Annotated in this window: 16 protein-coding genes and 1 pseudogene; 2 read left to right on the plus strand and 15 right to left on the minus strand. The window is 66.6% G+C overall.

Annotated features, from left to right (window positions below; translation table 11 throughout):
• The first annotated feature begins 136 nt into the window (after positions 1 to 136).
• The gene (locus QFZ42_RS16485; RefSeq protein ID WP_307701984.1) at positions 137 to 376 is read left to right on the plus strand and encodes a hypothetical protein; all 240 of its coding nucleotides are present in this window, start codon (positions 137 to 139) and stop codon (positions 374 to 376) included.
• Here the strand turns inward: QFZ42_RS16485 and ligD are convergent.
• The 12 genes and pseudogenes from ligD to QFZ42_RS16545 form a co-directional block, all read right to left on the minus strand.
• Complete coding sequence (gene ligD / locus QFZ42_RS16490) at positions 363 to 2,936, minus strand: DNA ligase D (RefSeq protein WP_307701985.1); 2,574 nt, start codon at positions 2,934 to 2,936, stop codon at positions 363 to 365. The genes QFZ42_RS16485 and ligD overlap by 14 nt on opposite strands.
• Positions 2,915 to 3,928 (minus strand): lysylphosphatidylglycerol synthase domain-containing protein, encoded by a 1,014-nt coding sequence (locus tag QFZ42_RS16495; protein ID WP_307701986.1) that lies wholly within the window; start codon positions 3,926 to 3,928, stop codon positions 2,915 to 2,917. Before QFZ42_RS16495 ends, ligD begins: the two co-directional genes overlap by 22 nt.
• 7 nt (positions 3,929 to 3,935) lie before the next feature.
• Positions 3,936 to 5,474, minus strand: a complete 1,539-nt coding sequence (locus QFZ42_RS16500; protein WP_307701987.1) for a hybrid sensor histidine kinase/response regulator — start codon at positions 5,472 to 5,474, stop codon at positions 3,936 to 3,938.
• Positions 5,471 to 6,970: an ATPase domain-containing protein gene (locus tag QFZ42_RS16505; protein WP_307701988.1), complete on the minus strand. Its 1,500-nt coding sequence runs from the start codon at positions 6,968 to 6,970 to the stop codon at positions 5,471 to 5,473. The genes QFZ42_RS16500 and QFZ42_RS16505 overlap by 4 nt, the downstream gene beginning before the upstream one ends.
• 237 nt (positions 6,971 to 7,207) lie before the next feature.
• Positions 7,208 to 7,396 (minus strand): hypothetical protein, encoded by a 189-nt coding sequence (locus QFZ42_RS16510; protein ID WP_307701989.1) that lies wholly within the window; start codon positions 7,394 to 7,396, stop codon positions 7,208 to 7,210.
• A gap of 142 nt (positions 7,397 to 7,538) precedes the next feature.
• On the minus strand, positions 7,539 to 8,462 hold the full coding sequence (locus QFZ42_RS16515; protein ID WP_307701990.1) for a cation diffusion facilitator family transporter: 924 nt from the start codon (positions 8,460 to 8,462) through the stop codon (positions 7,539 to 7,541).
• Between the two features lie 40 nt (positions 8,463 to 8,502).
• Positions 8,503 to 8,682: a DUF3606 domain-containing protein gene (locus QFZ42_RS16520; protein WP_307701991.1), complete on the minus strand. Its 180-nt coding sequence runs from the start codon at positions 8,680 to 8,682 to the stop codon at positions 8,503 to 8,505.
• A 92-nt stretch (positions 8,683 to 8,774) separates the two neighbouring features.
• Positions 8,775 to 9,530, minus strand: a pseudogene (locus QFZ42_RS16525) (LysR family transcriptional regulator).
• An 8-nt stretch (positions 9,531 to 9,538) separates the two neighbouring features.
• On the minus strand, positions 9,539 to 10,345 hold the full coding sequence (locus tag QFZ42_RS16530) for an oxidoreductase (protein WP_307701992.1): 807 nt from the start codon (positions 10,343 to 10,345) through the stop codon (positions 9,539 to 9,541).
• A gap of 76 nt (positions 10,346 to 10,421) precedes the next feature.
• Complete coding sequence (locus tag QFZ42_RS16535; protein WP_307701993.1) at positions 10,422 to 13,499, minus strand: efflux RND transporter permease subunit; 3,078 nt, start codon at positions 13,497 to 13,499, stop codon at positions 10,422 to 10,424.
• Positions 13,496 to 14,611, minus strand: a complete 1,116-nt coding sequence (locus QFZ42_RS16540; protein ID WP_307701994.1) for an efflux RND transporter periplasmic adaptor subunit — start codon at positions 14,609 to 14,611, stop codon at positions 13,496 to 13,498. Before QFZ42_RS16540 ends, QFZ42_RS16535 begins: the two co-directional genes overlap by 4 nt.
• Before the next feature lie 85 nt (positions 14,612 to 14,696).
• Positions 14,697 to 15,314, minus strand: coding sequence for a TetR/AcrR family transcriptional regulator (locus QFZ42_RS16545; RefSeq protein ID WP_307701995.1), 618 nt, complete (start codon positions 15,312 to 15,314; stop codon positions 14,697 to 14,699).
• A gap of 103 nt (positions 15,315 to 15,417) precedes the next feature.
• Between QFZ42_RS16545 and QFZ42_RS16550 the strand changes: the two genes are divergently transcribed.
• The gene (locus QFZ42_RS16550; RefSeq protein ID WP_307701996.1) at positions 15,418 to 16,887 is read left to right on the plus strand and encodes an efflux transporter outer membrane subunit; all 1,470 of its coding nucleotides are present in this window, start codon (positions 15,418 to 15,420) and stop codon (positions 16,885 to 16,887) included.
• Positions 16,888 to 16,897: 10 nt separating this feature from the next.
• Here the strand turns inward: QFZ42_RS16550 and QFZ42_RS16555 are convergent, their stop codons facing one another.
• From QFZ42_RS16555 to QFZ42_RS16565, 3 genes are all read right to left on the minus strand, one after another.
• A complete protein-coding gene (locus tag QFZ42_RS16555; RefSeq protein ID WP_307704257.1) occupies positions 16,898 to 17,638 on the minus strand; it encodes a Crp/Fnr family transcriptional regulator in 741 nt (246 codons plus the stop codon).
• A gap of 65 nt (positions 17,639 to 17,703) precedes the next feature.
• The gene (locus tag QFZ42_RS16560) at positions 17,704 to 18,309 is read right to left on the minus strand and encodes an OmpA family protein (protein ID WP_307701997.1); all 606 of its coding nucleotides are present in this window, start codon (positions 18,307 to 18,309) and stop codon (positions 17,704 to 17,706) included.
• Between the two features lie 56 nt (positions 18,310 to 18,365).
• Positions 18,366 to 22,703, minus strand: a complete 4,338-nt coding sequence (locus tag QFZ42_RS16565) for an autotransporter outer membrane beta-barrel domain-containing protein (protein WP_307701998.1) — start codon at positions 22,701 to 22,703, stop codon at positions 18,366 to 18,368.
• Positions 22,704 to 23,057: the final 354 nt, after the last annotated feature.

Here is a 23,057-nt window from a genome sequence, read left to right on the forward strand (position 1 = left end):
CACCTTCGTTTCGAGCATCGGCAAAAAAAGAACACTTCCGTACACATCAAAAGTCATGTGCCTTGCAGGGATTAGGCACAAACGTGAATTTTTCCGCAAAATGTTTGTACCTGCCATCTAGACAAGGAGACGGCTCATGTCCATGGAGTTTCTTCGAGTCATCGCCGAACAGAAATTGCCATATGTCGTCCACACGCCCGCAGAAATCGACAGGGTGCGCGTGCTGCGTGCGGCCGAGCTGGTCACCGCTTTCATTCCGCCGTCCAGCCAAGCGCCGGACGACCGCGCGATACGTCACCTCGCCCAGGTGGAATCGATCACCGCCAAGGGCAAGCTGGCGCTGAACAAGGCCACCTCGGCCTTCATCGAACTCTGAGCTTCGCGGCGCCGGCCTCGAAGCCCAGCCGCTTCATCGCGGCACCCGGGCTGATGGCGGCCTTTGCATAGCCGGCCCACGGCTCGTTGCCGCGATCGAGCCGGGCATGGATGTTCCTCAAGGTCCACTGCGCGCCGCTCGTGAGCGACGGAACCTCCGGCCACTCCACAGGCACCGACACACCCATGCCCGGACGGGCACGCACCGACCAGGCGCACACCGTGGTGGCGCCAAACCCATTGCGCAGGTAGTCGATGAAGATGCGGCCGACGCGATTGCTCGGCCCGCTTTTGGCCACGAACATCTGCGGCACGGTGCGCGCCATGTGGCGCACGATGGCTTGCGAAAAATCCTTGACCGTGTCCCAGTCGTACTGCCGCTTCAGCGGCACCACCACGTGGAGGCCTTTGCCGCCGCTGGTCTTGCAGAAAGCAGGCAGGCCGAGTTCTTCGAGAACCACGCGCATCAGCTCCGCCGCCTGCAGCACCATGGGCCAACCGACACCCTCGCCCGGGTCGAGGTCGAAGGTCATGCGGTCGGGCTTGCCGATCAGCGTCTTCACGCCGTTCCAGGTGTGGAGTTCGATGACGTTCATCTGCGCCGCGCTCAGCAGCCCGAGCGGGTTGGCCACTTCGATCAGTTCGGGATGCTTCGGCCACAGCGCCGCGTCGAGCTGCCGCACGCCGGCCATCTGGCCGAGCTCGAGATGCTTCTGGAAGAACAGCTGGCCCTGGATGCCTTGCGGCGCGCGCACGAAGGACACGGGCCGGCCTTTCAGGTGCTCCATCATCAGCGGTGCGACAAGGCCGTAGAAGCGCACCACCTCGACCTTCGTGATGCCGGTGGTCGGATCGACCACGCGGTCGGCATGCGAGACCTTGAAGTTGGCGGGCATCGTGGCGCCGGCTTCGGGTTCGGGTGGGGCCTCGGCCTTGCGCTTCGCCGCCGCTTGGTGAACCGGCTTCTCGCGAACGATGGCCTTTGCGGGCTTGTCCGTGCGCACGCTGTGGAACACCGGGTGCCGCACATGGCCGTCCTTTGTCCATTCCGAAAAAGTGACTTCGGCCAGCAGCACCGGCTTGACCCAGTGCGCGCGGCGGTCGTTCTCGGTCGGGTTCTTGAACGGCCGCTCGTCGGTGCCGAGCGGTTTCAACCGTTCGAGCATCTCGTTGAGCGTGCGGCCGTTGAATCCCGCGCCTACCGCGCCGGAGTAAATGAGGTCGCCCTTTTCGTCGTGCACGCCGATCAGCAGCGCGCCGATGCCCACGCGCGAGCCCTTGGGATCGGTATAGCCGCCGATGACGAACTCCTGCCGCCGCGAGCACTTGAGCTTGATCCAGTCGGGCGAGCGCCGCGACGCATAGGTGCTGCTCTTGCGCTTTCCGATGACGCCCTCGAGCCCGATCTTGCAGGCCGAAGCCACGATGTCTTCGGGCGGCGCATCGAAGATTTCGCTGAAGCGGATTTCAGGCGGCGCCTTGGCAAGCAGCGTCTGCAGCAGGGCCCGGCGCTCGACGAGCGGCACGCCGGTGAGGTCGTAGCCGTCGTAGTACGGCAAGTCGAAAAGAAAGTAGACGATGTTGCTGGTCTTCTCCTTGTCGAAAGCGTTCTGCAGCGCCTGGAAGTCGGTGCTTCCGGCGTCGTTGAGCACCACGATCTCGCCGTCGAGCCATCCGGGCTTGAGCTTCATGCCCTTGATGGCGCGCACCAGCTGCGGCATGCGGCTGCTCCAGTCGTGCCCGTTGCGCGTGATGAGCTGCACGTCTTTTTTTTCATCGATGCGGGCGAGCAGGCGGTAGCCGTCGAACTTGATCTCGTAGAGCCAGTTCCCGGGATCGGGCGGCGGACCGTCGACCAGCGTCGCGAGCAGCGGCGACAGCTTGGCGGGCGTGGCGGCCTTCACGGCGTCGGCGGGCATGCCGCCGCCGGGCGCCTTGCCGCGCTTGGCCCGCGAAGGCGCCGTGGCGGGCGCGGGCGCAGATGCCGCGCCAGCCAGCGTGGGCATCGGCATCTCCGCCACGCTGTCCGGAAACTGGTCGACCACGCTGAATTCGGCGGCCGGCCGGGCGTAGTCGTCGTGCTCCTTGATCAACAGCCACGCGTCCTGCTTGTCGTCCTTGTTGCCGTGCATGCGCACCAGCGCCCATCTGCCGCGCAGCTTGTAGCCGTGCAGCTCGAACTTGAGGTTCCCGGCCTTGTAGCCCTTGCGCGCATCGCCGATGGGCGTCCAGGTTCCCTTGTCCCAGATGATCACCTTGCCCGCGCCGTACTGTTTGGGCGGTATCACGCCCTCGAACTGGTTGTAGGAGATCGGATGGTCCTCGACGTGCACGGCCATGCGCTTGTCGTGCGTGTCGTAGCTCGGTCCCTTGGGCACCGCCCAGCTCTTCATCGCACCGTCGAGCTCGATACGGAAGTCGTAGTGCAGGCGGCTCGCCCAATGCTTCTGCACGACGAACTGCAGTGTGCCGGGTGCCGATGCGCCGCCCTCTTCCGGCTCGGGCGTGAGGCCGAAGTTGCGCTTCTCCTTGTAGCGCTTCAGCGGGTTTGCGCGCACCATGGCGTGTCGGCTCCCGAATCCCGCGGATGGCTTGCTGCGTAGCGTTCGAGCAGCAGGTACAGCACGATGCCGCCGCCCAGCGGCAACAGGTAATAGAGCGCGCGGTATGCCAGCACCGCCCCCATCAACGTGCCTTGGCGCACGCTGCCCGAGAGCAGCGCCAGGTACACGGCTTCCAGCACGCCGAGCCCGGCCGGAATGGGCGTGATCACCCCGACGATGGAAGCAGCGAGCAGAACGCCCAGCGTGGTCGCATACGGTACCTGCCGGCCCAGCAGCAGGTACATGGTGCAGCCCATCAGCGCCCAGTTGGCGGTGGAAAGCGTGAGCTGGACAAGCGCGAGTTGCGCGGAAGGGAGCTTCAGCCGCCGCCCCCTCACCTGCCACTGCCGCCCACGCGAAAAAGCACACGCGACCACGTAGGCTGCCGCAAGAAGAATCATCAGCACGCCGAGAGCGCGCAGCGCACCCTCGCCCAGGTGCGCCTGGCGCGGCGGCGTGATGGCGCCGGCCGCGAACAGCCCGCCCGCCAGGAGCCCGTAGCCGAGCCAGTTGGTCGCCAGGCTGATGCCGACGATCTGTGCCACGGCGGCCTCGTCCAGCCCGGCCCGCGCATAGAGCCGCGCCCGCAGCGCGATGCCACCGACCAGCGAGCCCAGGTTGAGGTTGAACGCATAGCTGGTGACCGCGATGGCCCAGGTGCGCCAGCGCGGCACCCGGTGGCGCGTGTGCCGCCTGCCGATCAGGTCGAAGCAACCGTAGAGCGCATGGCTCGCCGTTGCGAGCCCCAGCCCTCCGAGCAACAGCGTCGCGGGGTAGCGCTGCAGGGCTTGCCATGCGCCCGCCCAGTCGACCTTGTGCGCGTGCGACAGCAAGAGGCCCAGCACCGTGAGCCCCAGCAGCGGCAGCACCCACCGGCGGCAGCGCTGCCAAAGCGAAGGCCGGGCGGCCGACGTGCCTGCCGTCGAAAGAGTGGTTGCGTCGTGGTTCATGGCGGCGCTACAGCATCGAGATGAGCGCCGCGAGGTCGAGCGGCTTGAGCAGGTGGTGGTCGAACCCCGCCATGGCAATGCGTTCCTTGTCGCCCTGCTGGCCCCAGCCCGTCAATGCGACCAGGATCAATCCCGAGAGGGCGGGGTTCGCGCGCAGCTTGATCGCCAGTTCGCAGCCGTCCATGCCCGGCATCCCGATGTCCAGGATCGCAAGGCCGGGCGGCGGCCCGTCGGCCACCATGCGCAGCGCGGCATCGCCGCTGTAGGCCACGCGGGTCGACGCGCCCAGCGATCGCAGCAGGTCGCTCAATGCATCGGCCGCGTCCCTGTTGTCGTCCACGATCAGAACCGTGTTCGGCAGGGACGCCGGCCAACCGCGGACGGCCGGCGCCTGCGGTGTGGGTACGCCGGCGTCGATCCGCGTGAGCGGCAGGCGCACGCAGAACATCGCGCCCCGGCCGAGGCCTGCGCTGATTGCCTCTACGCTGCCGCCGTGAAGTTCGACCAGGCTCTTCACCAGCGTCAGCCCGATGCCGAGCCCGCCCTGGGCCGCCTTGGAAGTGCCGCTGACCTGAACGAACATCTCGAAAATCGACTTGAGCATTTCAGGCGCAATGCCGGTGCCGTTGTCCCAGACCTCGACCACCGCGCGGCGACCCTCTTTGCGCAGAACGATCCTGATCTTGCCGCCGGGAGCCGTGTACTTGGCGGCGTTGTTGAGCAGATTGGAAAAGACCTGCGTCAAGCGAACGCCGTCGCCCCGCACCACCAGCGGCTCATCGCACAGTTCCATGGCCAGGTCGTGCTTCGATCCTTCGAGCAAGGGCCGACTCAGTTCGATGGCGTCCTTGATGACCGACTCGAGCGCAACGGCCTCCATGCGCAGTTCGATCTTGCCGCGCGTGATGCGCGAGACCTCCATCAGGTCGTTCACGAGCCGCACCATGTGGTCGATCTGCCGGCCCATGAGTTCGTAGTAGCGCCTGGCCTCCGAGGCGTCGTGCTGCTTGCGCATCAGCAGGGTGAGCGCGGTGCTCATCGGCGCGAGCGGATTGCGCAGTTCGTGCGCCAGCGTTGCAAGGAACTCCGTCTTTCGCTGGTCGGATTCGCGCAGCCCGTCGAGCAGGTCGCGCAACTGGTATTGCCGGTTGCGTGCGCGCAGCGCCGTGCGCACGGTGCTGATGAGCGAAGCCACCCGCATCGGCCGTTCGATGACGGTGACGTTCGCGAGCCTGTCCATGGCCTCGGTGATGACGTTCGAGTCGGCGCCCTGTCGCGCCAGGATGAGCACCGGCACGTCGGACCAGGGCGGCTGCGAGCCCAGCACTTCGGTCAGCGCGCCAGCGGCCGGATCGGCCAGCACCTCTTCCGCCAGCATGATCGCGCCCGCGCCTTCCTGCAGCCCCCGGACCAGCTCGCACAGGTTCGCGCAGGACTGCGTGGTGATCTCCGCGCGTGCCAATACGGCGTTGGCCATGAAGGCGTCCCTGGAGGTCGCGGTTCGCAACAGGATGCGCTGCTCGACGGGTGCCGGTGCTGCGCTCACGATGCGGGCTGCACGCCGTCGATGGGAATCGGAATGCCCGTCAGGATGCCTCGGAAGTTGCGCAGCGGCTCGCCGACCTGGAGGCCCGTGGCGGTCATGGAGAAATCGCGGATGGTCCGCTCGTGCGCGCCGCCGCGCTTCTTCAGCACCGAGATGGCCTGGCGCACTTCGCCGTCGAGTTCGAAGTAGCGCAGCAGCACCACGGCATCGGCCAGGTAGCTCGCATCCACGGGTGTCTGCATCTGCATGCCGATGAGCCCGTGCTGCGCGCCCACCAGCAGCGTGGCAACACCCGCTTGCCCCAGATAGGAGAGCAGTTCGTGGAGCTGCGCGATCAGAAAGCGCTCGTCGGGCATGGCGTTGAGGTAGCCGTTCAGGCTGTCGATCACCACGACCGCCGCACCGGACTCCACCACCGCCAGCCGGATCAGGTGCACGAACTCGCCGGGCGACAACTCGGCGGGGTCGACCTGCCGCACCTTGATGCGGCCGGCATCGATGTGCATTCCCAGGTTCATCCCCATGCTGTCGCAGCGCGTGCGCAAGGTGTGAATGCTCTCGTCGAAGACGAAGAGCGCCGCGCACTCGCCGCGCTGCGCGGCGGCAAGCGCGAACTGGACCGCCACCGTCGACTTTCCGGTACCCGGCGCGCCGACGAACAGCGTGCTCGTTCCCCGCTCGATGCCGCCGCCCAGCAAGGCGTCGAGCGACTCGATGCCGCTGGGAATCCGCACCTGCGTGAGCGCTGCCGAATGCTCGGCCGCCACCAGGCGAGGAAACACGCGCAAGCCGCCCCGCTCGATCCGGTAGTCGTGATAGCCGCCGCGAAACTGCTGGCCGCGGTATTTGCTGACCACCAGACGGCGCCGCGCGGTGCCGTAGTCGGAACTGATCTGCTCCAGCCGCAACACCGCGTGGGCGATGCTTTGCACCTGAAGGTCGTGCTTCATGGCGGTCATGTCGTCCAGCAGCAGCACGGTGCATTGGCGGCCCGAGAAAAACTGCTTGAGCGCCAGAATCTGCCGCCTGTAGCGCAAGGAGCTGCCGGCCAGCAGGCGCAGCTCGGACAGCGAATCGAACACCACCCGCGACGGCTTGATCACATCGACATCCGACAGGATCCTCAAGGTCGTTTCGCTGAGCTCGACCTCGGACGGATGGAACATCGTGTACTGCTCGTCGGGCTCCAGCGCGGCTTCCGACGGAAGCATTTCGCGCACTTCGATGCCGCTCAAGTCCCATCCGTGGGAATTCGCGACACCCTTGAGTTCGTGCGATGTTTCCGACAAGGTGACATACAGCACCGATTCGCCGCGCCTTGCGCCTTCGATCAGGAATTGCAGCGCGATGGTGGTCTTGCCCGCGCCAGGGGTGCCCTCGACCAGGTAGAGGCGGTTGGACATGAGGCCGCCTCCCAGAACATCGTCGAGGCCGGGGACGCCGACCTTCATCAGGCTTTCCTGCATGGCCGGTCCGGCCGTGCCGTCGAGTTTCATTTTTTTCCTCCATCGTATGGACAGACAGTCCTTCTCTGCCCTGTTCTGTTTGCGATCTGTCTGCGGGGATACGCCTCTGCAGGCCGGGCGCCAATGCCCGCGGGAGATTTTTAGCGGCCGGGCGGCGGCGCGGTTGTAGGGCATCGCCCTTCTTCGGGAGAAGACAAAGCCCCCGCGCCGATGGCGGATGCGAGGGCTTTGATGGCGCGCGCGAAAAGGCCGCTCGAGATGTTCAGATCAGGACTTCTCGGGCGTCTTGTGCTCGGCTTCGCCGGGGTCTTCGAGCTTGCTGTTCTCGACCTTTTTCATCATGTCCTCACCCTCGGTGTCGCTGCCGTCGGTGGGCACGGACTCTTCCTGGGTGATCTCCGGTTCATCGGGTGAGCGCTTCCCGCGCGGCGATGTTGGCGATGTGGGCGTGTTCATGCGGCAATCTCCTGAATGAGATTCCACAGTGGCGCAAGCGCTACCCCGGAGCGCTCAGGCAAAGGCGGCAGCAAGGGTCAGCCAAGGCCGACGATCCGGCCGGGCTCGGCCGGGTTTGCCCGAGCCTGCTGCGCACGGCGGCTCAAGCTTCTGCAATCGCCTCCACGGGGGCTTCGCTTGCCTCGATGAAGAGCCGCCTGATCATGGGGAAGCGCCCGCGCACCCGCTGCTCGATCGCGGAGATGGCATCGGCGGCCTCGCCGGTGGCCGTGCCCTCCTTGAAGTTCACATCGACGATGGCCAGCACCTCGTTGGGGCCGATGTACATCGAGAGCACGCGCCCGACGTCGCGCACGCTGGGCTGTTCCATGGCCAGGCTCCGGATGGCGCGCGCCGTTTCGGGGCGAATGCCCTCGCCGATGAGAAGCCCGCGCGCCTGCGCGATCAGCAGCACCGCGACGCCGGCCAGCAGCAGCCCGATCACCACCGACGCGGCGCCGTCGAGCGCCGGCAGGTCGAAGCGGTGGCTCAGATAGATGCCCAGCGCCGCCACGGCCAGCCCGATCAGCGCCGCCGAATCCTCGGCCAGCACGGTGTAGGTGGTCGGGTCCTTGCTGCGTTCGAGTGCCAGCCAGAAGGGCGCGCCTCGGGATTGGGCCCGGAACTGCCGCAGCGCGATGAAAAAGCTGGTGCCTTCGAACAGCGCGGCCAAGGCCAGCACGACGTAGTTCCAGGTCGGGTCCCGCATGGGCTCCGGCTTGCGGATGTGCTGAATGCCTTCGTAGAACGACACGCCGCCGCCCAGCCCGAAGATGAGCACCGCGACGATCAGGCTCCAGAAGTACAGCTCCTTGCCATGGCCGAACGGGTGCTCGGCGGTCGCGGGCCGCTGGCTCAGCCTGATTCCCACCAGCAGCAAGACACCGTTGAAAGTATCGACCGCCGAGTGGATGCCTTCCGACAGCATGGCCGAACTGCCGGTGATGCCGGCCACGACGAACTTGGTCGCGGCAATGGCGACATTGGCGGCGATGGCGCCGTAGATGGCAACCTTCGACTCAGCCATTGGGGGTGCGGCCGGAGCTCAGCCCCCGCGCGCGTTCACGTCAGGGAAGCCCAAGGTAGACCCGCAGATCGTCCTTGATCGTGCCCGCGGACGCGACCGCCATGCGCAGCCGGGTCTCGCTCACGCCGAACCATTTTGTCCAGTAGTCGACCTCTTTCAGGTCTGTGATGTCGATCTGCTCGTCGTCCTGTGGGACGCGAATCTCCATATCGTCCGGCATCGCGGGATCTCCAGGTGGGTTGGAGACGGAAGTTTCACCGCCGAACGGGGTCGCCTTGCCAGCCACGTGCCATGGTTGATGCAGGACATGTTCTACACGCCGTCTCTTTCCGTGGTTTCGGGATGTTTCACGCGCAGCCTTGCAGGCTTGAACCGGTCTGCCAGGAAATCCAGCAACGCACGCTGCACCGCCGTGCTGTGCCGACGCTGCAGATAGACCGCCGACAGCCACATATCGCTGCGAACGAACTCCGACAGAACGGGCACCAGCCGCCCGCTCTCGACGTAGCGCTCGAGCATCACCGACGGCAGATAGACAACTCCCGCCCCGAGCAGTGCCGCCTGGATCAGCGGGCCGGCTTCCGTGGCCTCCAGCCTTCCATGGACCGCCACTTCGAGCGGTTGGCCGTCGGCTTCGAAGCGCCACTTGGAGGCGGGATTCAGATGGGTGCTGATCAGCGAAACGTGGCGCGCAAGCTCGCCTGGATGAGCGGGCACCCCGTGCTTGCGCCAGTACATGGGCGCGGCGCAAACGCTGAGTTCCATCGACGCCAATTTTCGAACGATCAGGTTTTCGTTGGCCGAAGGGCCGAAGCGCAGCGCGATGTCGATGCCTTCCTCCGCAAGGTCGACCATGCGGTTCGTGAGCACCAAGCTGATGCTGACCTCCGGGTAATGGCCGAGAAGCGCGGGTGCTCCGATTCAGCAACCGGACGCCGAACCGGCTCTCGAGGGTCGCGATGTACTTGCTGACGGTACCCCTCGAGAGCGAGAGATGCTTGGCTGTGCGGGAGAAGCTTCCGGACGCAGCGACCTCCCGAATGCGCGCAGGAGATCCAGGCTGTCCACGGCGGCACTCAGGCGAGCCCGAGTTTCTTTCGCAGGCTCGCGTCCACCGGCCCCGCGGGCAGGAAGCGGCGCAATTTCGTCAACAGAGAAGCCTCCCCGGGCGGCGTACAGCGCATGCGCCACGGACCGAGCGCCGCTTCGACGATGGTGTTTGCCACGCCTTGCGGCTCGGGCGCTTTGCTCACGCTCTCGGCCACGGCGAGCGCCACCACGTCCCGTTCACGGTCGTAGTCCGCGATCCGAGCCTTGACGCGCGGCGCATTGAGGTCGAGGTTGGTGCGGGTGAACGCCGGCTGCACCAGCGTCGCCCGAATGCCGAACTGGCGCACCTCGTGATCCAGCGATTCGGAGAGCCCCTCCACCGCATGCTTGGTGGCCGCGTACATGCCCATGTATGGCGCCGGCAGCACACCGAGCACCGAGCTGATGTTGACGATCCGCCCGCGATGCTGCGAACGCATGTACGGGAGCACGGCGCGCGTCACGCGAAGCATGCCGAGTACGTTGGTGTCGAACAAGGTGGCGGCCTCTTCCGTGGCGGTTTCCTCGACCGCGCCGATCATCATCATTCCCGCGTTGTTGACCAGCACATCGATGCGCGTCGCCTTTTGGATGACGGATTCGATGCCCGCCTGAACCGAGCCTTCTTCCCGGACGTCCATTTCGACGAATTCGACACCGGGCAGCGCGGGCGCCTTGCGCACGTCGCGTGCGGTGCCGAACACCCGGCAGCCTCGTGCGACGAACATTTCCGCGGTCACGCGCCCGATGCCCGAGGACGCGCCGGTCACGACGACAACTGATGAACTCGACATGGTGGTTCCTTCGACTTGAATGAATGAATGAATGAATGAATGAATGAATGAATGAGTGAGTGGCGATGAAGCGCCGTCAATGCGCCGCCGGGTTGCCGTCGCCGGGCCGGATCCGGAACCAGATGGAATACATGGCCGGCAGGAAGACCAGCGTGAGAATCGTCCCGGCGAACGTCCCGCCGATCAAGGTGTAGGCGAGCGCGCCCCAGAACACCGAATGGGTCAGCGGAATGAACGCGAGGATCGCCGCGAGCGCCGTCAGGATCACGGGGCGGGCACGCTGCACGGTCGCTTCGACGACCGCATGGAACGGGTCGAGCCCCTCCTGCTGGTTGTGGTGGATCTGCCCAAGCAGGATCAGCGTGTTGCGCATCAGGATGCCCGACAGCGCGATGAGACCGACGAGCGCATTGATGCCGAAGGGCTGCTGGAACAGCAGCAAGGTCGGCACCACGCCGATCAGCCCGAGCGGGCTGGTGAGGAACACCATGACCATCGCGGAAATCGAGCGCACCTGGAAGATGATGATGAGGAGCGTGGCCGCCAGCATGATCGGGAACAGCGGCAGCATCGCCTTCGTCGCCTTCTCCGATTCCTCGATGGAGCCGGCCTCGGCGATGCGGTAGCCGGCCGGCAGCTTCTGCATCAGCGGCTGCAGCTTCGCGGTGATAGCGTTCGACACGTCGGGCGGCTGCAGCCCATCGGCGATGTCGCCCTGCACCGTGATCGTGGGTATGCGGTCGCGCCGCCGCATCACGGGTTCTTCCATGCGCACCTCGACCTCGCCGACCTGCGACAGCGGAATGCGCTGGCCGCCGGCACCGGCGAGCGTGAAGTCCGCGAGCTTCGCGGGGTCGAGCCGGGTGCCGCCGGCCGAACGGGCCACCACCTGCACGGTGCGGATGTCTTCGCGCACGGTGGTCACCGGCGCACCGCTCAACAGGAATTGCAGCTGCTGCGCCACGGCGTTGGAACTGAGCCCCACAGCCTGCAGGCGGTCCTGCTTCAAGGTGAAGTGCAGCGTGGGCGTGCGGGTGCCCCAGTCGGTGCTGACGGTGCGCATCATCGGGCTGGCGTCCATCACCTGCCGCACCTCGGCGGCGATCTTGCGCAGCTCGTTCGCATCGGGCCCGCTGACGCGGTAGGCGACCGGGAACGGAGAGTACGGACCGAACACGAGCTGGGTCACGCGCACCCGCGCCTCGGACGCGAGGCCGTCGGCAATGGCTTGGCGCAACCGGTGCTTCAGGGTCTCGCGCTCTTCCTGGCCGCCCGTGCGCACCACGATCTTCGCGAACGAGGGGTCAGGCAGTTCGGGCCCCATGGCGAAGTAGAAGCGCGGCGCGCCCTGCCCGATGTAAGACGTGACGATCTGCGCCTCGCGCTGGGTGGAGAGCCAGGCCTCGACCTTGGCCGCGGCGCCGCTGGTCTGCGTGATCGACGTGCCGTAGGGCATCTGCACTTCGACCAGGACTTCGGGCCGGTCGGAAATAGGAAAGAACTGCTTCTTGACCACGCCCATGCCGAGGATCGACACGACGAAGAGGCCGACCACCGCGCCCGCCACCAACCACTTGCGCGCGATGACGCGCGCCAGCACGCGGCGCAGCCGGTTGTAGCGCGGCGTGTCGTAGATGGCGGCGTGGCCGCCCTCGATCTTCTTGAAGTTCGGCAGCAGCTTGACACCTAGATACGGCGTGAACACCACGGCGACCACCCACGATGCGATCAGCGCGATGCCGACGATCCAGAACATGTTGCTGGTGTATTCGCCCGCGGTCGACGGCGCGAAGCCGTTGGGCATGAAGCCCACCGCGGTGACCAGCGTGCCCGAGAGCATCGGCGCCGCGGTATGGCTCCAGGCATAGGCGGAAGCGGCCACGTGGCTGTAGCCCTCCTCGATCTTCACGACCATCATTTCGATGGCGATGATGGCGTCGTCCACGAGCAGGCCGAGCGCAAGAATGAGCGAGCCGAGCGTGATGCGGTCGAAGTTCTTGCCGGTCGCGGCCATCACCACGAAGACCACGGCCAGCGTCAGAGGCACCGCGGCGGCCACCACCAGGCCCGCGCGCCAGCCCATGCTCAGGAAGCTCACCAGCATGACGACCAGCAGGGCCGCGAAGAATTTGACCATGAACTCGTCGACCGACGCGCTGATGTTCACCGACTGGTCCGTGACCTTCGTGAGGCCGAGGCCCAGGGGCAACTCGGCGTTGATGGCGCGGGCTTCCACGTCCAGGGCCTTGCCCAGGTCGAGCCCGTTCCAGCCTTCCCGCATGACCACGCCGATCAGCAAGGCAGGCTCGCCGCCGTTGCGGATCATGAAAGTGGCCGGGTCTTCGTAGCCGCGCCTGACCGTGGCCACATCCGACAGCTTCAGGGTGCGGCCTTGCGCGATCACGGGCGTGTCGCGGATCTTCTGCAGCGTGTCGAACGCGCCGTCCAGCCGAACGAACACCTGCGGGCCGCTGGTGTCCACCGACCCGGCCGGGCTCAGGGCATTCTGGTTGTTGAGCGCGGCGAACACATCCTGTGGCCCGATGCCCAAGGTCGCCAGCCGGTCGTGCGCGAACTCGACATAGATCCGCTCCGACTGTTCGCCGGCGATGTTGACCTTCTTCACGCCCGGCACATGCAGCAGCCGCTGGCGCAACGCTTCCGCATCGCGCACCAGCACGCGCTGCGGCTCTCCCTTGGCCTTGAGCGCGAACAGGGCGAAGGTGACGTCCGCGTACTCGTCGTTGATCATCGGCCCGATCACGCCGGAAGGCAGGTTGCCCGCTTCGTCACCGACCTTCTTGCGCGCCTGGTAGAACTGCTCCTGCACTTGCGCGGGCGGCGTGCTGTCGAGCAAGGTCAAGGTGGTGAACGCCAGGCCGGGCCGCGTGTAGGTTTCGGCGCGGTCGTAGTAGCGCAGCTCCTGCAGGCGCTTCTCTAGCTTCTCGGCGACCTGGTCCTGCATCTCCTGCGCCGTGGCGCCGGGCCAGGCCGTGATGATGGTCATCACCTTGACGGTGAAGGCCGGATCTTCCGCGCGGCCGAGCTTGAAGAACGCGACCAGGCCTGCCAGCGAGATCAGGCAGATGAGGAACAGCGTGATGGCGCGTTCGCGGACGGCCAGCGCCGACAGGTTGAAGCGGCCTTCGCTCATGGGTGGGCTCCGCCCACCGCCGGCGTGGCGGCCGGGGCCGCGACACGCACCTGCTCGCCTTCGCGCAGCAAGTGCGCGCCGAGCGCGACGACCTGGTCACCTTGCTTGAGCTGGCCGGCGACCTGGGCGCGGTCGTCGTCCAGATGCTCGACGGTCACCGGCTGCCAGCGCACCGTGGACGGATCGCCGCCGATGACCCACACGCCCGTCGCCTTGCCGGTATCGAACAGGGCGCCGATGGGCACCTGCACGCCCCCTGTCCTGGGGGACTTGCCGTCTGCAATGCGGACCGTCACCGTGGCCCCCAAAGGCGCGTTGGCGAGCTCGCCATCGAGCACATAGCGCGCCTCGAAGGTGCGCGTGAGCTTGTCGGCCGCGTCGGAGAGTTGCCTGAGCTTGACGGGCACGGCAGCGCCTTCCTTGCCGAAGAGCGTGGCCTGCCCGCCGGAGCCGACGGCCGGGCGCAGCGTTTCGGGCAACTGCACCACGGCCTCCCTGCGCCCGGCCTGCGCCAGGCGGACCACCGGCTGCCCGGCGTTGACGACCTGGCCGGGCTCGGCCAGCGTCTCGAGCACCGTGCCGTCCGCATCGGCAATGAGTTCCGAATAGCGGTTGGAATTGCGCGCGACTTCGGCCCCTGCTTCGGCCGCGCCGAGCTGGGCCTGGGCGCCATCCGCCGCGGCCTTGATCTGGTCGTAGGCCGAGGCGGAAATGGCGCCGGTCCCGCGCAGGTCGCGGTAGCGCGCTTCTTCGTCGCTCGTCTGTTTTGCACGCGCTCGGGCCGCGGCCACGGCCTCCTGCTGCGCACGCGCCGCCAACTTCAGGTCGACGGGGTCGATGCGCATGAGCAGTTGCCCGCGCTTGACCGGCTGGCCTGCATCGACCAAGCGCTCCAGCACCTTTCCCGAGACGCGGAAACCCAGATCGCTCTGAACCCGAGCGGCTACGGTGCCGGTGAACGAACGCGGTGCCAACGTGGCGGCCTGAACCGTCGCGGCGCGCACCAGTGGCGTTTGGGTGCGCGGATCGGCCAGGGTCTTGTCGTCACAGGCGGCCAATGCGAACGGCAAGGCGCAGACAAGTGCGGATGTAAGGAGGCGGCGCGAGTGCATGAGGAGCCCATTGACGAATCGATCAGGGCTCCAATTCTCATAACAGTGACCAATTTAGTCAATAGTCACCAGGAAAATTGTTTGACTACGGCGACAAGCTGCGCAGCACCAAACCCGACAACTGGGCCGGAGCCTGGTCCGTGTAGCTGGAACTGAGCTGCAGGATCAGGGGGTTAACGTAAGGGTGCATGACCAGGTAGATGGCCGCCGCCGTCTCGTCGATCGGCGTCTTGCGCTCGAAGTCGCCGGACTCCCGCCCCTGCTTCAGCACCTCGACGAGCAGCTCCCGAATACAGGCTTCGTGGGCGATGGCCGACTGCCAGTGTTCGCTGGCCGCCGAGATCGCGATCTCGTAGAGCTTGCGTTCCTGGAAGAACAAGCGAAGGCCCGAATCGACGAGAGCCTTGAACATGCGGCGCAGTTTCTCGGGCGGGCGGTCGGTTCCGTCGACCGCGGCGCGAACGTCCACCTGGATCTCGCGCAGGCAGTTGGAACAGATCATTTCGCCGATTGCCTGCTTCGACTCGAAGAACTTGTAGATGTACGCCTTCGAGAAGCCGATGGCCTTGGCGAGGTCGGAAACGGTGGTCTTCTCGTATCCGTAGCGGCTGAAATGCTCGGTGGCCGCGACGACGATCTGTGCGCGCACGTCGTGGTCGACCGGTCCCCGCGCGGCCGGCGGAGAAGAAGTTGCGTTGTTCATGCCCAGAGCTTACCGCCCGGACAAACAAACGACAACAAGTGACCAAATTGAATTATAGTCACTCACTTCTTTCTGCCTTCCGTCAGCCGTACCGGAGCAACCCATGTCCCAACGTACCCTCGCCCTGCCCCTGCTGTTCAGCCTGCTGCTCGCAGGCTGCGCTGTGGGACCCGACTATGTCCGGCCCGCCCCGACCTTGCCGGACCGGTTCATCGGCGAAGCCGCCCTCGACCGGCGGGCCGCTACCGCGAACGCCGAACTGGTGACATGGTGGACCGCGTTCGGTGATGCGCAACTGGCCCGTTATGTCGAACAGGCGCTGAAACAGAACCTCGATCTTGCGCAGGCATCCGCCCGCATGGCACAGGCCCGTGCCGGACTGGGGGCGGCGAATGCTGCGTTGCTGCCCTCGGGCAATCTCGGCGGACAAGCCGCCCGGGCTTACCAGTCGGTGGAGACGCCGCTGGGCCAGGTGCTGAATTCGCAGCCGGGTTTCGACCGCTACGGCAACGCCTACGAAGCGAACCTGGGTGGAAGCTGGGAGCTGGACATCTTCGGCGGCCTGCGCCGGGGACGCGAAGCTGCGCTGGCCGACCACCAGGCCTCGGAGGCCGGCGCAGCCGCCACGCGCCTCGGCGTGGCCGCGCAGACCGCGGACATCTACATCATGCTGCGCGGATTACAGGCCCGCCTCGACGTGGCACGCCGGCAGGTCGGCACACAGCAGGAACTGCTGTCGAAGATCGAGCTGCTCCACGGCAAGGGGCTGGCCGCCGGACTCCAGCTGAGGCAGGCCGAAGGTGCGCTGGCGCAGGTGCGTGCGTCCGTGCCGGTGCTGGAAGCGGGCGAGGCTGCGGCCATGAACGCGCTCGACGTGATGCTGGGCGCGGCGCCGGGCGCGCACCGCGCCGAACTGGCGGCAGCGGCTGCAATTCCCGTCCCGCCGCGCATCGGCCCCACCGGATCGCCCGCCGAATTGCTGCGGCGCCGGCCCGACCTGATCGCCGCCGAGCGGCGCCTTGCGGCATCGAACGCGCGCATCGGCATGGCCGTGGCCGAGTACTACCCGAAGCTGTCCTTGGGGGGAACGGTCGGCAGCGCCACGTCTGTGGCCAGCGGCAATTTGTTCACCGGCGACGCCAGCCAGGCGGCGGCCCTTCTCGGGCTGCGCTGGCGGCTGTTCGACTTCGGGCGCATCGATGCGCAGATCGAACTGGCCAAGGGGCAGGACGTGGAGTTGCTCGCGGCCTACCGGCTCGCCGTGCTGCGTGCCACCGAAGACGTGGAGAACGCCTTCTCCGCGCTCGTCAAGCGCGAAGAACAAACCGCATTGCTCGCGCAAGGCGAGGCATCGCTCGGGCGCGCGCGAGGCGACTCGTTCGCGGCCTATCAGCGCGGTGTCGTCAGTCTGATCGAAGTGCTGCAGGCGGACGAGAGCCTGCTGCGCGTGGCCGACGCGAGAGCACAGGCGCAGACAGAGTCGGCGCGCGCGGCGGTCGGGGCATTCAAGTCGCTGGGTGGGGGGTGGCAGGCGGATGACCCGGCCGAAGCGATGGCAAGTCGCTCGCATTGACGCGCGACTTCTACTGGCTGTCAGCGAGCCTTCTCAACGCACCCAGATCGAGAACGGTGATCGTGTTCTGGCTCAAGCTGAGCGCGCCGCCTGCAACCAGGACGCCGAGTGCCTTGTTGACGGTTTGTCTCGTGACCTGCAGGAGCGCCGCAAGGTCTTCCTGGGTCAGGCGCAGGCGCAGGCTGATTCCCTGTCCGTCGTTGCTCCCGTAGAGAACGGCCAGCCGTTCGATCGTCGCGGCCAGCCGCCGCGGGAATGAGCCCACGCCTTGGCTGAGCAATGAATCAAGCACGATCCGGTGCTGCTTCATCAGCATTTTTGCCATTCCCTTCCAGAGGGTCGGGTCCTCGTCGAGGATTTTCTGAACCAGCAGGGTTGGCATTCGAACGACCGTGACGTCGTTCAGCGCACAGAAGTCGTAGACGACGCGATCCGCCTCTTTTTCTTCGCTCTCTTCTTGGTCGATGGCTCGGGTAAATCCGGCTATATAGCCGGGTCCGAGGAGCGCCACTGGGGTCCGGCTTCCCCCTGGCGGAATATGGCCGACAACCAGATAGCCCGACACGATCGCAAACGTCTCTGGCGCTCCCAACTCGATTGAAACCATCTCGCCTCTGGTGCGCCTGTCGAGGTGCGCGTTGGCGAGCAGTCTGCTCATCGCCGAGGCGGGCCACCGGGCAAAGCCATGCGTGAGGCGCAGCGCCCGTTCCATGAGCGCGGCGTCCTCCAAGGGCTCTCTGGCGTCGATCATTGCATTCAAGTGTCCCCAAGCCTCCAGCAGCCGAGAGTATCGGCGCGCTTGTCTTGTTTGCCCGATTACTTCTTCTCTGCCTGCCCCAGGATATCCACCACCACCCGGCGGTCCGGCTGCAGGCAGGCGACCAGGCGCGGCGCGCGAACCGTGCCCTGGCAGTCGCGCGTCACGGGTTCCCGCTCACCCCGCGACTGCACTTCCATCGGCGCGCGCACGCCCGCGGACTTCAGGTAGTCGCGCACGGTGTTGGCGCGCCTGAGCGCCAGGCGGTCGTTGTAGGCCTCGTCGCCGAGGCGGTCGGTATGGCCGGTGATCGTCAGGCTCTGCACCTGCATCTCCTGGCTTTGCAGCGCACGGGCCAGCGCATCCAGCTCGCCGCGGCCCTGCGGCAGCATGTCGGCCGCACTCGAGCGATCGAACTTGAAGAGCGCGTCGGTGCTCAGGTTCACCCGCCGCGTCGTCGGGGCCGGCGGCACCGGCACTGGCGCCGGGGTGGGAGCCGGCGTCACGACGGGCGTGAGCGCGCAGTTCTGCCCCTGGCACCAGTTGTAGCGCTCGTCATGCAGGCTGCCGCAGCCGGCCAGGACGAGAGTGGCGAGGGCCGTGGCGCCGAGCGCGAGCAGTGTCGGCGTGTTCTTCGTTTGCGTTTGCATGGTTTGCGTTTGCATTGTTTGTTTCCTTCCCGTTGTCAGTGGTTCGACCGCGCTCACCGCGCTCACCACGCTCACCACGCCACCCGCACGCCCAGCTGCCCCGAGACGCCCTCGCGGCTCGTGCCGCTGAGCGAGCGCTGGTACTGCACGCCGCCATACAGGTAGGCCGCTTTGCTCAGCGGCAGCTGCGCGCCCACGCCCAGCTCGGCCCAGGTCTGCTTGGCCCATGCCTCGCTGACCGCGGTGTTGCCGACGGTCACGGCCTTCGGGTCCTTGAACTCGTGCAGCAGATCGGCGGTCACGTAGAAGGTGTTGGTGCGCGTGAGCTTGTCGCCGCGCTCGGCCTTGTCGTTCCAGGCGAGGCGTGCGCCCACGCGGCCGCGCAGGCTCTGGCTGGTGAAGCCGTCCACGGTGGACACGTTGTCCGCAAAGCCGCGGTAGCGCGTCGCCTGGTAGCTCAGCTGCGCCTGCGGCTCGATCAGCCATTGGCTCTCGCCGATCTGCCAGGGGCGGCCCACTTCCACGCTCAACCCCGCGCCGGTGCCCTTCTGCGTGCCTTCGCCGCCGTACTTGTCGGTGTACTTGTTCTGCACCGCATGCAGCTGGCCGACCAGGTCGAGGTAGCTGCCGTTGTCGGCGTAGCGCGTGTGGTACGCGCCCAGCGTGGCCATCTGGCCCTTCATCTTGCCGGTGTCGTAGCCCATGCCGGCGTCGCCGCGGCGGCGGTCGCTGAAGTGGGTGCTGGTGCGCCCGTAACCCGCGGTAAGGCCGGTGTGGCTGCGCGACTTGTCGGCCGCGTCGCCGCTGTAGCGGACCGCCAGCTCCTTGCCGAGCTGCACGTACTGCATTTCCTGCTCGAAGCCAAACTGGCGCTTGCCGTCCAGGTCCAGGCGCTGCGCATGCAGGCGCATCCACAGCTGGTCGGCGGGCGCCTTGTCGTCGCAGCCGCAGTGGTCCCACTTGAGCGTCTGCTGCTCGCCCACGCGCTTGTGCAGGCTGCCCAGCAGGCCCAGGCCCAATTCCTGGGTGGCGACCTGGCCCATCACATAGCCGGCCACGGCAGGGCGCAGCACCTCGGGGGCCGGCACCGGAACAGGCGCCGGACTCGGAACGCCCGGCACCGGCTTGGGCGTGTTGTAGACGCTGCTCAGGTAGAAGCTGTTGGCGTCGCCGTCGGTGCGCCCGCCGCGGTGCAGGCCGTATTCGTAGGCGCCGGCCTGCACCGGGGCGGCCAGGGTGAAGTCGCCTTCCGAGGAGGTGCCGGTGACCTGGACCACCTGGATGCCGTTGATGGTGGCGGCGCCGGCGCCGCCGGCATTGGTCACGAGCACGCGCGAGGTGCCGCTGGTGTTGCCGTTGACCACCAGCTTGTCGGTGGCGCTGGCATCGCTGCCCAGGGCGGTGTTCACGCGCACGATGCCGTTGGCGCCGGCGTAGTTGCCGTACAGGCTCAGCAGGTTGCCGGGGGTGCCGGCGGGGTTGCGCAGGTCGATGAGGCCGGCGTTGTGCACGTCGCCGGTGACGCTGAAGGCCGGCTGGCCCATGAACACGCTGCTGGTGGGCTGAATGAACAGGCCCAGGGGGGCACCGCCGGCGTCGGCTCCGGCGCCGACCACCAGCGGGGCGCCGGCGAGGGTGAGGCGGGTGTTGTCGAGGGTGATGGTTTCCCAGTTGCGCAGGGTGTCGCCACCCGCGGTGGCGGTGACGCCTTGCAGGGTGAGCTTGTCGACCCAGCCGTCGGCGGCCGAGACGTCGTCGCCGCCGTCCAGGACCTGGCTGCCGTTGTAGCCGGCGGCGGACACCAGGGCGGTGTCGGAACCGTTCTGGCCGTAGAAGCCGCCTGACAGCGTGCCGCCGGTCCAGGTGAAGCTGTCGTTGCCGTCGGCCGCGCTGGCCACGCGGTCGTCGCCGTAGATGTTGCCGCTGAAGCGGCCGCCGGTGAGCGCGAGGCTGTCGTTGCCCAGGCCGAGGATGGCGTCGCCGGTGACGGTGCCGGCGGTGGTGACGACGGCGTTGCCGCCGAGGGTGTCGGTGCCGGTCTGGGCGAAGTCGCCGTCTCGAATCGCGATGCCGGAGGCGGCGCCGTTGACGGTGGCGGCCGCGCCGATGTTGACGGTGCCGCCTGCCGCTGCCGTCGTGTGGATGGCCGCGGCCAGGCCGCTGCCGCTGGTCAGGCTGCCGCCCGTGACGTCGACCTGGTAGGTGCCCCCAGCGGAGGCGGCGCGCAGGCCGTCGGCATTAAGGCCGGTGGCTGCCACAGTGCCCGCATTCATCTGAACCGCAGCCAGGCCAAGGCCGGCGTTGGAACTGACGATGCCCGAGGCAGAGCTGCCCGACGTGCTGACCGTTCCGCCGTTCATGATCACCGTCGCCGTCGAGGTGCTGGTCACAGTTCCGACGTTCGCTGAAATACCAACCGAATCCTGGCCAACCGTTGTGACCGTCCCTGTGTTCAATGCCGTTGCATTGCCCACAGCGCCCTGATCAACTGCTGCCTGGATGCCTTGGGCTGCGATACCCGTGGTGGATATCGTCCCTTGATTCACGGCCGTGGCGTCACCTGCACCATAAAGCACGCGGGCTGCCGTGCCATTCGCGAACTGCCCCTTGGTCGCGATGGCCCCCTGGTTGGTGGCAATCGCATCCCCATAGCCCATGACGTCAGCAAAAACGCCAATGCCGTAGGGAGACCCATTCGTCGCGACGGTTCCTGCGGCCTGGAGCGTCGCAATCGCCGTGCCGTGCTTTGACGAATCGAAATTGTCGACATGCGCACCGATCCCGGTGGAGTAGGGACCGTTCGTCGTGATAGCGCCGCTCGAGGTGGCCGTTGCCGTGCCATTGCCGGTGGTCACTGCATAGACGCCGTAGCCGAATGTGCCACCGGTCGTGATGGTTCCGGTATTGCCCGCGTTGGCGCTGCCGCCCGTAGCCAATGCGTAAACGCCGAAGTTGCCGTCGATACCCGAGGCGCCGGTCGTCAGCACGGTTCCACCGTTCATCGCTGTCGCATTGCCGGTGCCCATGGCATGAGCAAGGATCCCCTTTGCGCCGTCGGTACCGCTGGTCTGAATGGAAGTGCCCGCCGAGGAACTGGCGACGGCATTGCCGGCCCCCAATGTGCCGGCATAGAGCCCGTAGCCGTAGGTGCCCGCCGTGCTGATGCGGCCGTTCAGCAGCGTGGCCGTGGCCGTGCCATCGCCGTCGTTGCGTGCGTAGATACCAGAGCCGGAGGTGCCGGTGGTGGTGATCGTCGAAGCTGCGGCATCCATGGTTGCCGTCGCCGCGGCCGTGCTGGCCGAGTTCAGGACCTCGGCCCAGATTCCGTAGCCATTGCTGCCTTGCGTCGCAATACTGCCACCCGTCATCGAAGCGGTCGCGGCGCCCGTGCCGGTGGCCAACGAGGCCAGTCCGACGCCGCCCGCGCCGTTGGCGATCACCGTCCCTCCCGTCTGGCTAGCAATCGCGTCGCCAGACCCTGAGCCGACTGCGATGACGGTCGAGCTGGCGCCGTTCGTCGTCGCCGTGCCGCCAGAAATGGTGGCGGAAGCAATGCCGGAGCCCAATGTCTGGGCCACAACGACCGAGTTATTCAAAGCCTGCGTGGTGGCAGTACCGCCCGTCATGGTTGCGACAGCATTGCCATTGCCGCGCGCCAAGGCGTAAGCCGCGTGCGACCCGCCTGCCGCAGTGCCGGTACTGATCGAACCGCCGTTCACCGTGACCGTCGCCGTGCCGATGCCGTGCGTTTCTGCAAACAGACCGACCCCTGAACCTTGCGTGCCCGTGGTGGAGATGGAACCGCTGTTGAGGATCGAGGTTGCATTGCCGCTACCCACGACGCTGGTGGCGACGCCCAGAGCGTTCTCGCCTTTGCTGGTGATGTTCGCACCATTGATGACGATGCTCGCATCACCGCCGGCGCCGCTCGCGAGTGAGTTGGCCAGCACAGCCCAGGCGGCACCGGACACAGGATTGCCCGCCGGGGTGGTCACATTGATCGTGACCGGGCCATTGACTTCGATCCGTCGGTTGCCGGTGCCGCCACCGCCCGAATAGACGCCATTGGCGGTTGTCGGCGCGGTGACCGGCGTGATGGTGAAGGGCGCCGCGGTGCCGTCCACGATGACGGTGATGCCGTCGGTGCCATACGCAATGCCGGTGGTGTTCGGGTTGGCGTCCCCCACTGGCGTTCCATCACCGTTGCAGATGACGGTTCCACCAACGGCGACAGCTCCGCACTCGTTGGCCGCCCAGGCGGACGATGCGCCGCCGTAAGCGACCGCCGCCAAGAGGCCTGCGGCCAGCACGGTACCCGACGACTTCTTGCCGCGCGCGGCACTCACCTCGCTGGCCGCAACCCACGCGCCCAGTGCCTCGTTCCAGATGCTGCGAAATGTTTTATTCACACTTACTCCCTCGTACTCGATAAAAATGGATCGCCGAATACGCAACTGCGCTTGGTGAATTGCCCATCGCAGAACCAAGCTGCAATTGAAATCCCCGCCAATCGCGTTTTTCGAGGCAGGGCGACCGTGCAAAACCTCGAAGAGGGCGGAATCTATCGCTGCGGAACGTTGTGGTGTAAGCCGATTGAACCCATATGTCGGGTAGCCGACATTGGTAGTTTTCAATTCCTTACGAGTGTGAACAATGCCCGCCTCGCTTCGGCGCTTGGGCCGACGGGTAAGGAGCACCGTGGTTACAGGGATCGGCGTGATGATCGCCATAATCCCGCAGGGAAAAAGAGCGCCGAGCGGACA

This window comes from Variovorax paradoxus, from assembly GCF_030815855.1.
Taxonomy (GTDB): domain Bacteria; phylum Pseudomonadota; class Gammaproteobacteria; order Burkholderiales; family Burkholderiaceae_C; genus Variovorax; species Variovorax paradoxus_M.

Bases quoted from the DNA above. Each gene is read 5' to 3' on its own strand.
- QFZ42_RS16485 (WP_307701984.1), top strand. From the start codon at position 137: ATGTCCATGGAGTTTCTTCGAGTCATCGCCGAACAGAAATTGCCATAT.
- ligD (WP_307701985.1), bottom strand. From the start codon at position 2,936: ATGGTGCGCGCAAACCCGCTGAAGCGCTACAAGGAGAAGCGCAACTTC.
- QFZ42_RS16495 (WP_307701986.1), bottom strand. From the start codon at position 3,928: ATGAACCACGACGCAACCACTCTTTCGACGGCAGGCACGTCGGCCGCC.
- QFZ42_RS16505 (WP_307701988.1), bottom strand. From the start codon at position 6,970: ATGAAACTCGACGGCACGGCCGGACCGGCCATGCAGGAAAGCCTGATG.
- QFZ42_RS16510 (WP_307701989.1), bottom strand. From the start codon at position 7,396: ATGAACACGCCCACATCGCCAACATCGCCGCGCGGGAAGCGCTCACCC.
- QFZ42_RS16515 (WP_307701990.1), bottom strand. From the start codon at position 8,462: ATGGCTGAGTCGAAGGTTGCCATCTACGGCGCCATCGCCGCCAATGTC.
- QFZ42_RS16520 (WP_307701991.1), bottom strand. From the start codon at position 8,682: ATGCCGGACGATATGGAGATTCGCGTCCCACAGGACGACGAGCAGATC.
- QFZ42_RS16530 (WP_307701992.1), bottom strand. From the start codon at position 10,345: ATGTCGAGTTCATCAGTTGTCGTCGTGACCGGCGCGTCCTCGGGCATC.
- QFZ42_RS16535 (WP_307701993.1), bottom strand. From the start codon at position 13,499: ATGAGCGAAGGCCGCTTCAACCTGTCGGCGCTGGCCGTCCGCGAACGC.
- QFZ42_RS16540 (WP_307701994.1), bottom strand. From the start codon at position 14,611: ATGCACTCGCGCCGCCTCCTTACATCCGCACTTGTCTGCGCCTTGCCG.
- QFZ42_RS16545 (WP_307701995.1), bottom strand. From the start codon at position 15,314: ATGAACAACGCAACTTCTTCTCCGCCGGCCGCGCGGGGACCGGTCGAC.
- QFZ42_RS16550 (WP_307701996.1), top strand. From the start codon at position 15,418: ATGTCCCAACGTACCCTCGCCCTGCCCCTGCTGTTCAGCCTGCTGCTC.
- QFZ42_RS16555 (WP_307704257.1), bottom strand. From the start codon at position 17,638: ATGATCGACGCCAGAGAGCCCTTGGAGGACGCCGCGCTCATGGAACGG.
- QFZ42_RS16560 (WP_307701997.1), bottom strand. From the start codon at position 18,309: ATGCAAACGCAAACCATGCAAACGCAAACGAAGAACACGCCGACACTG.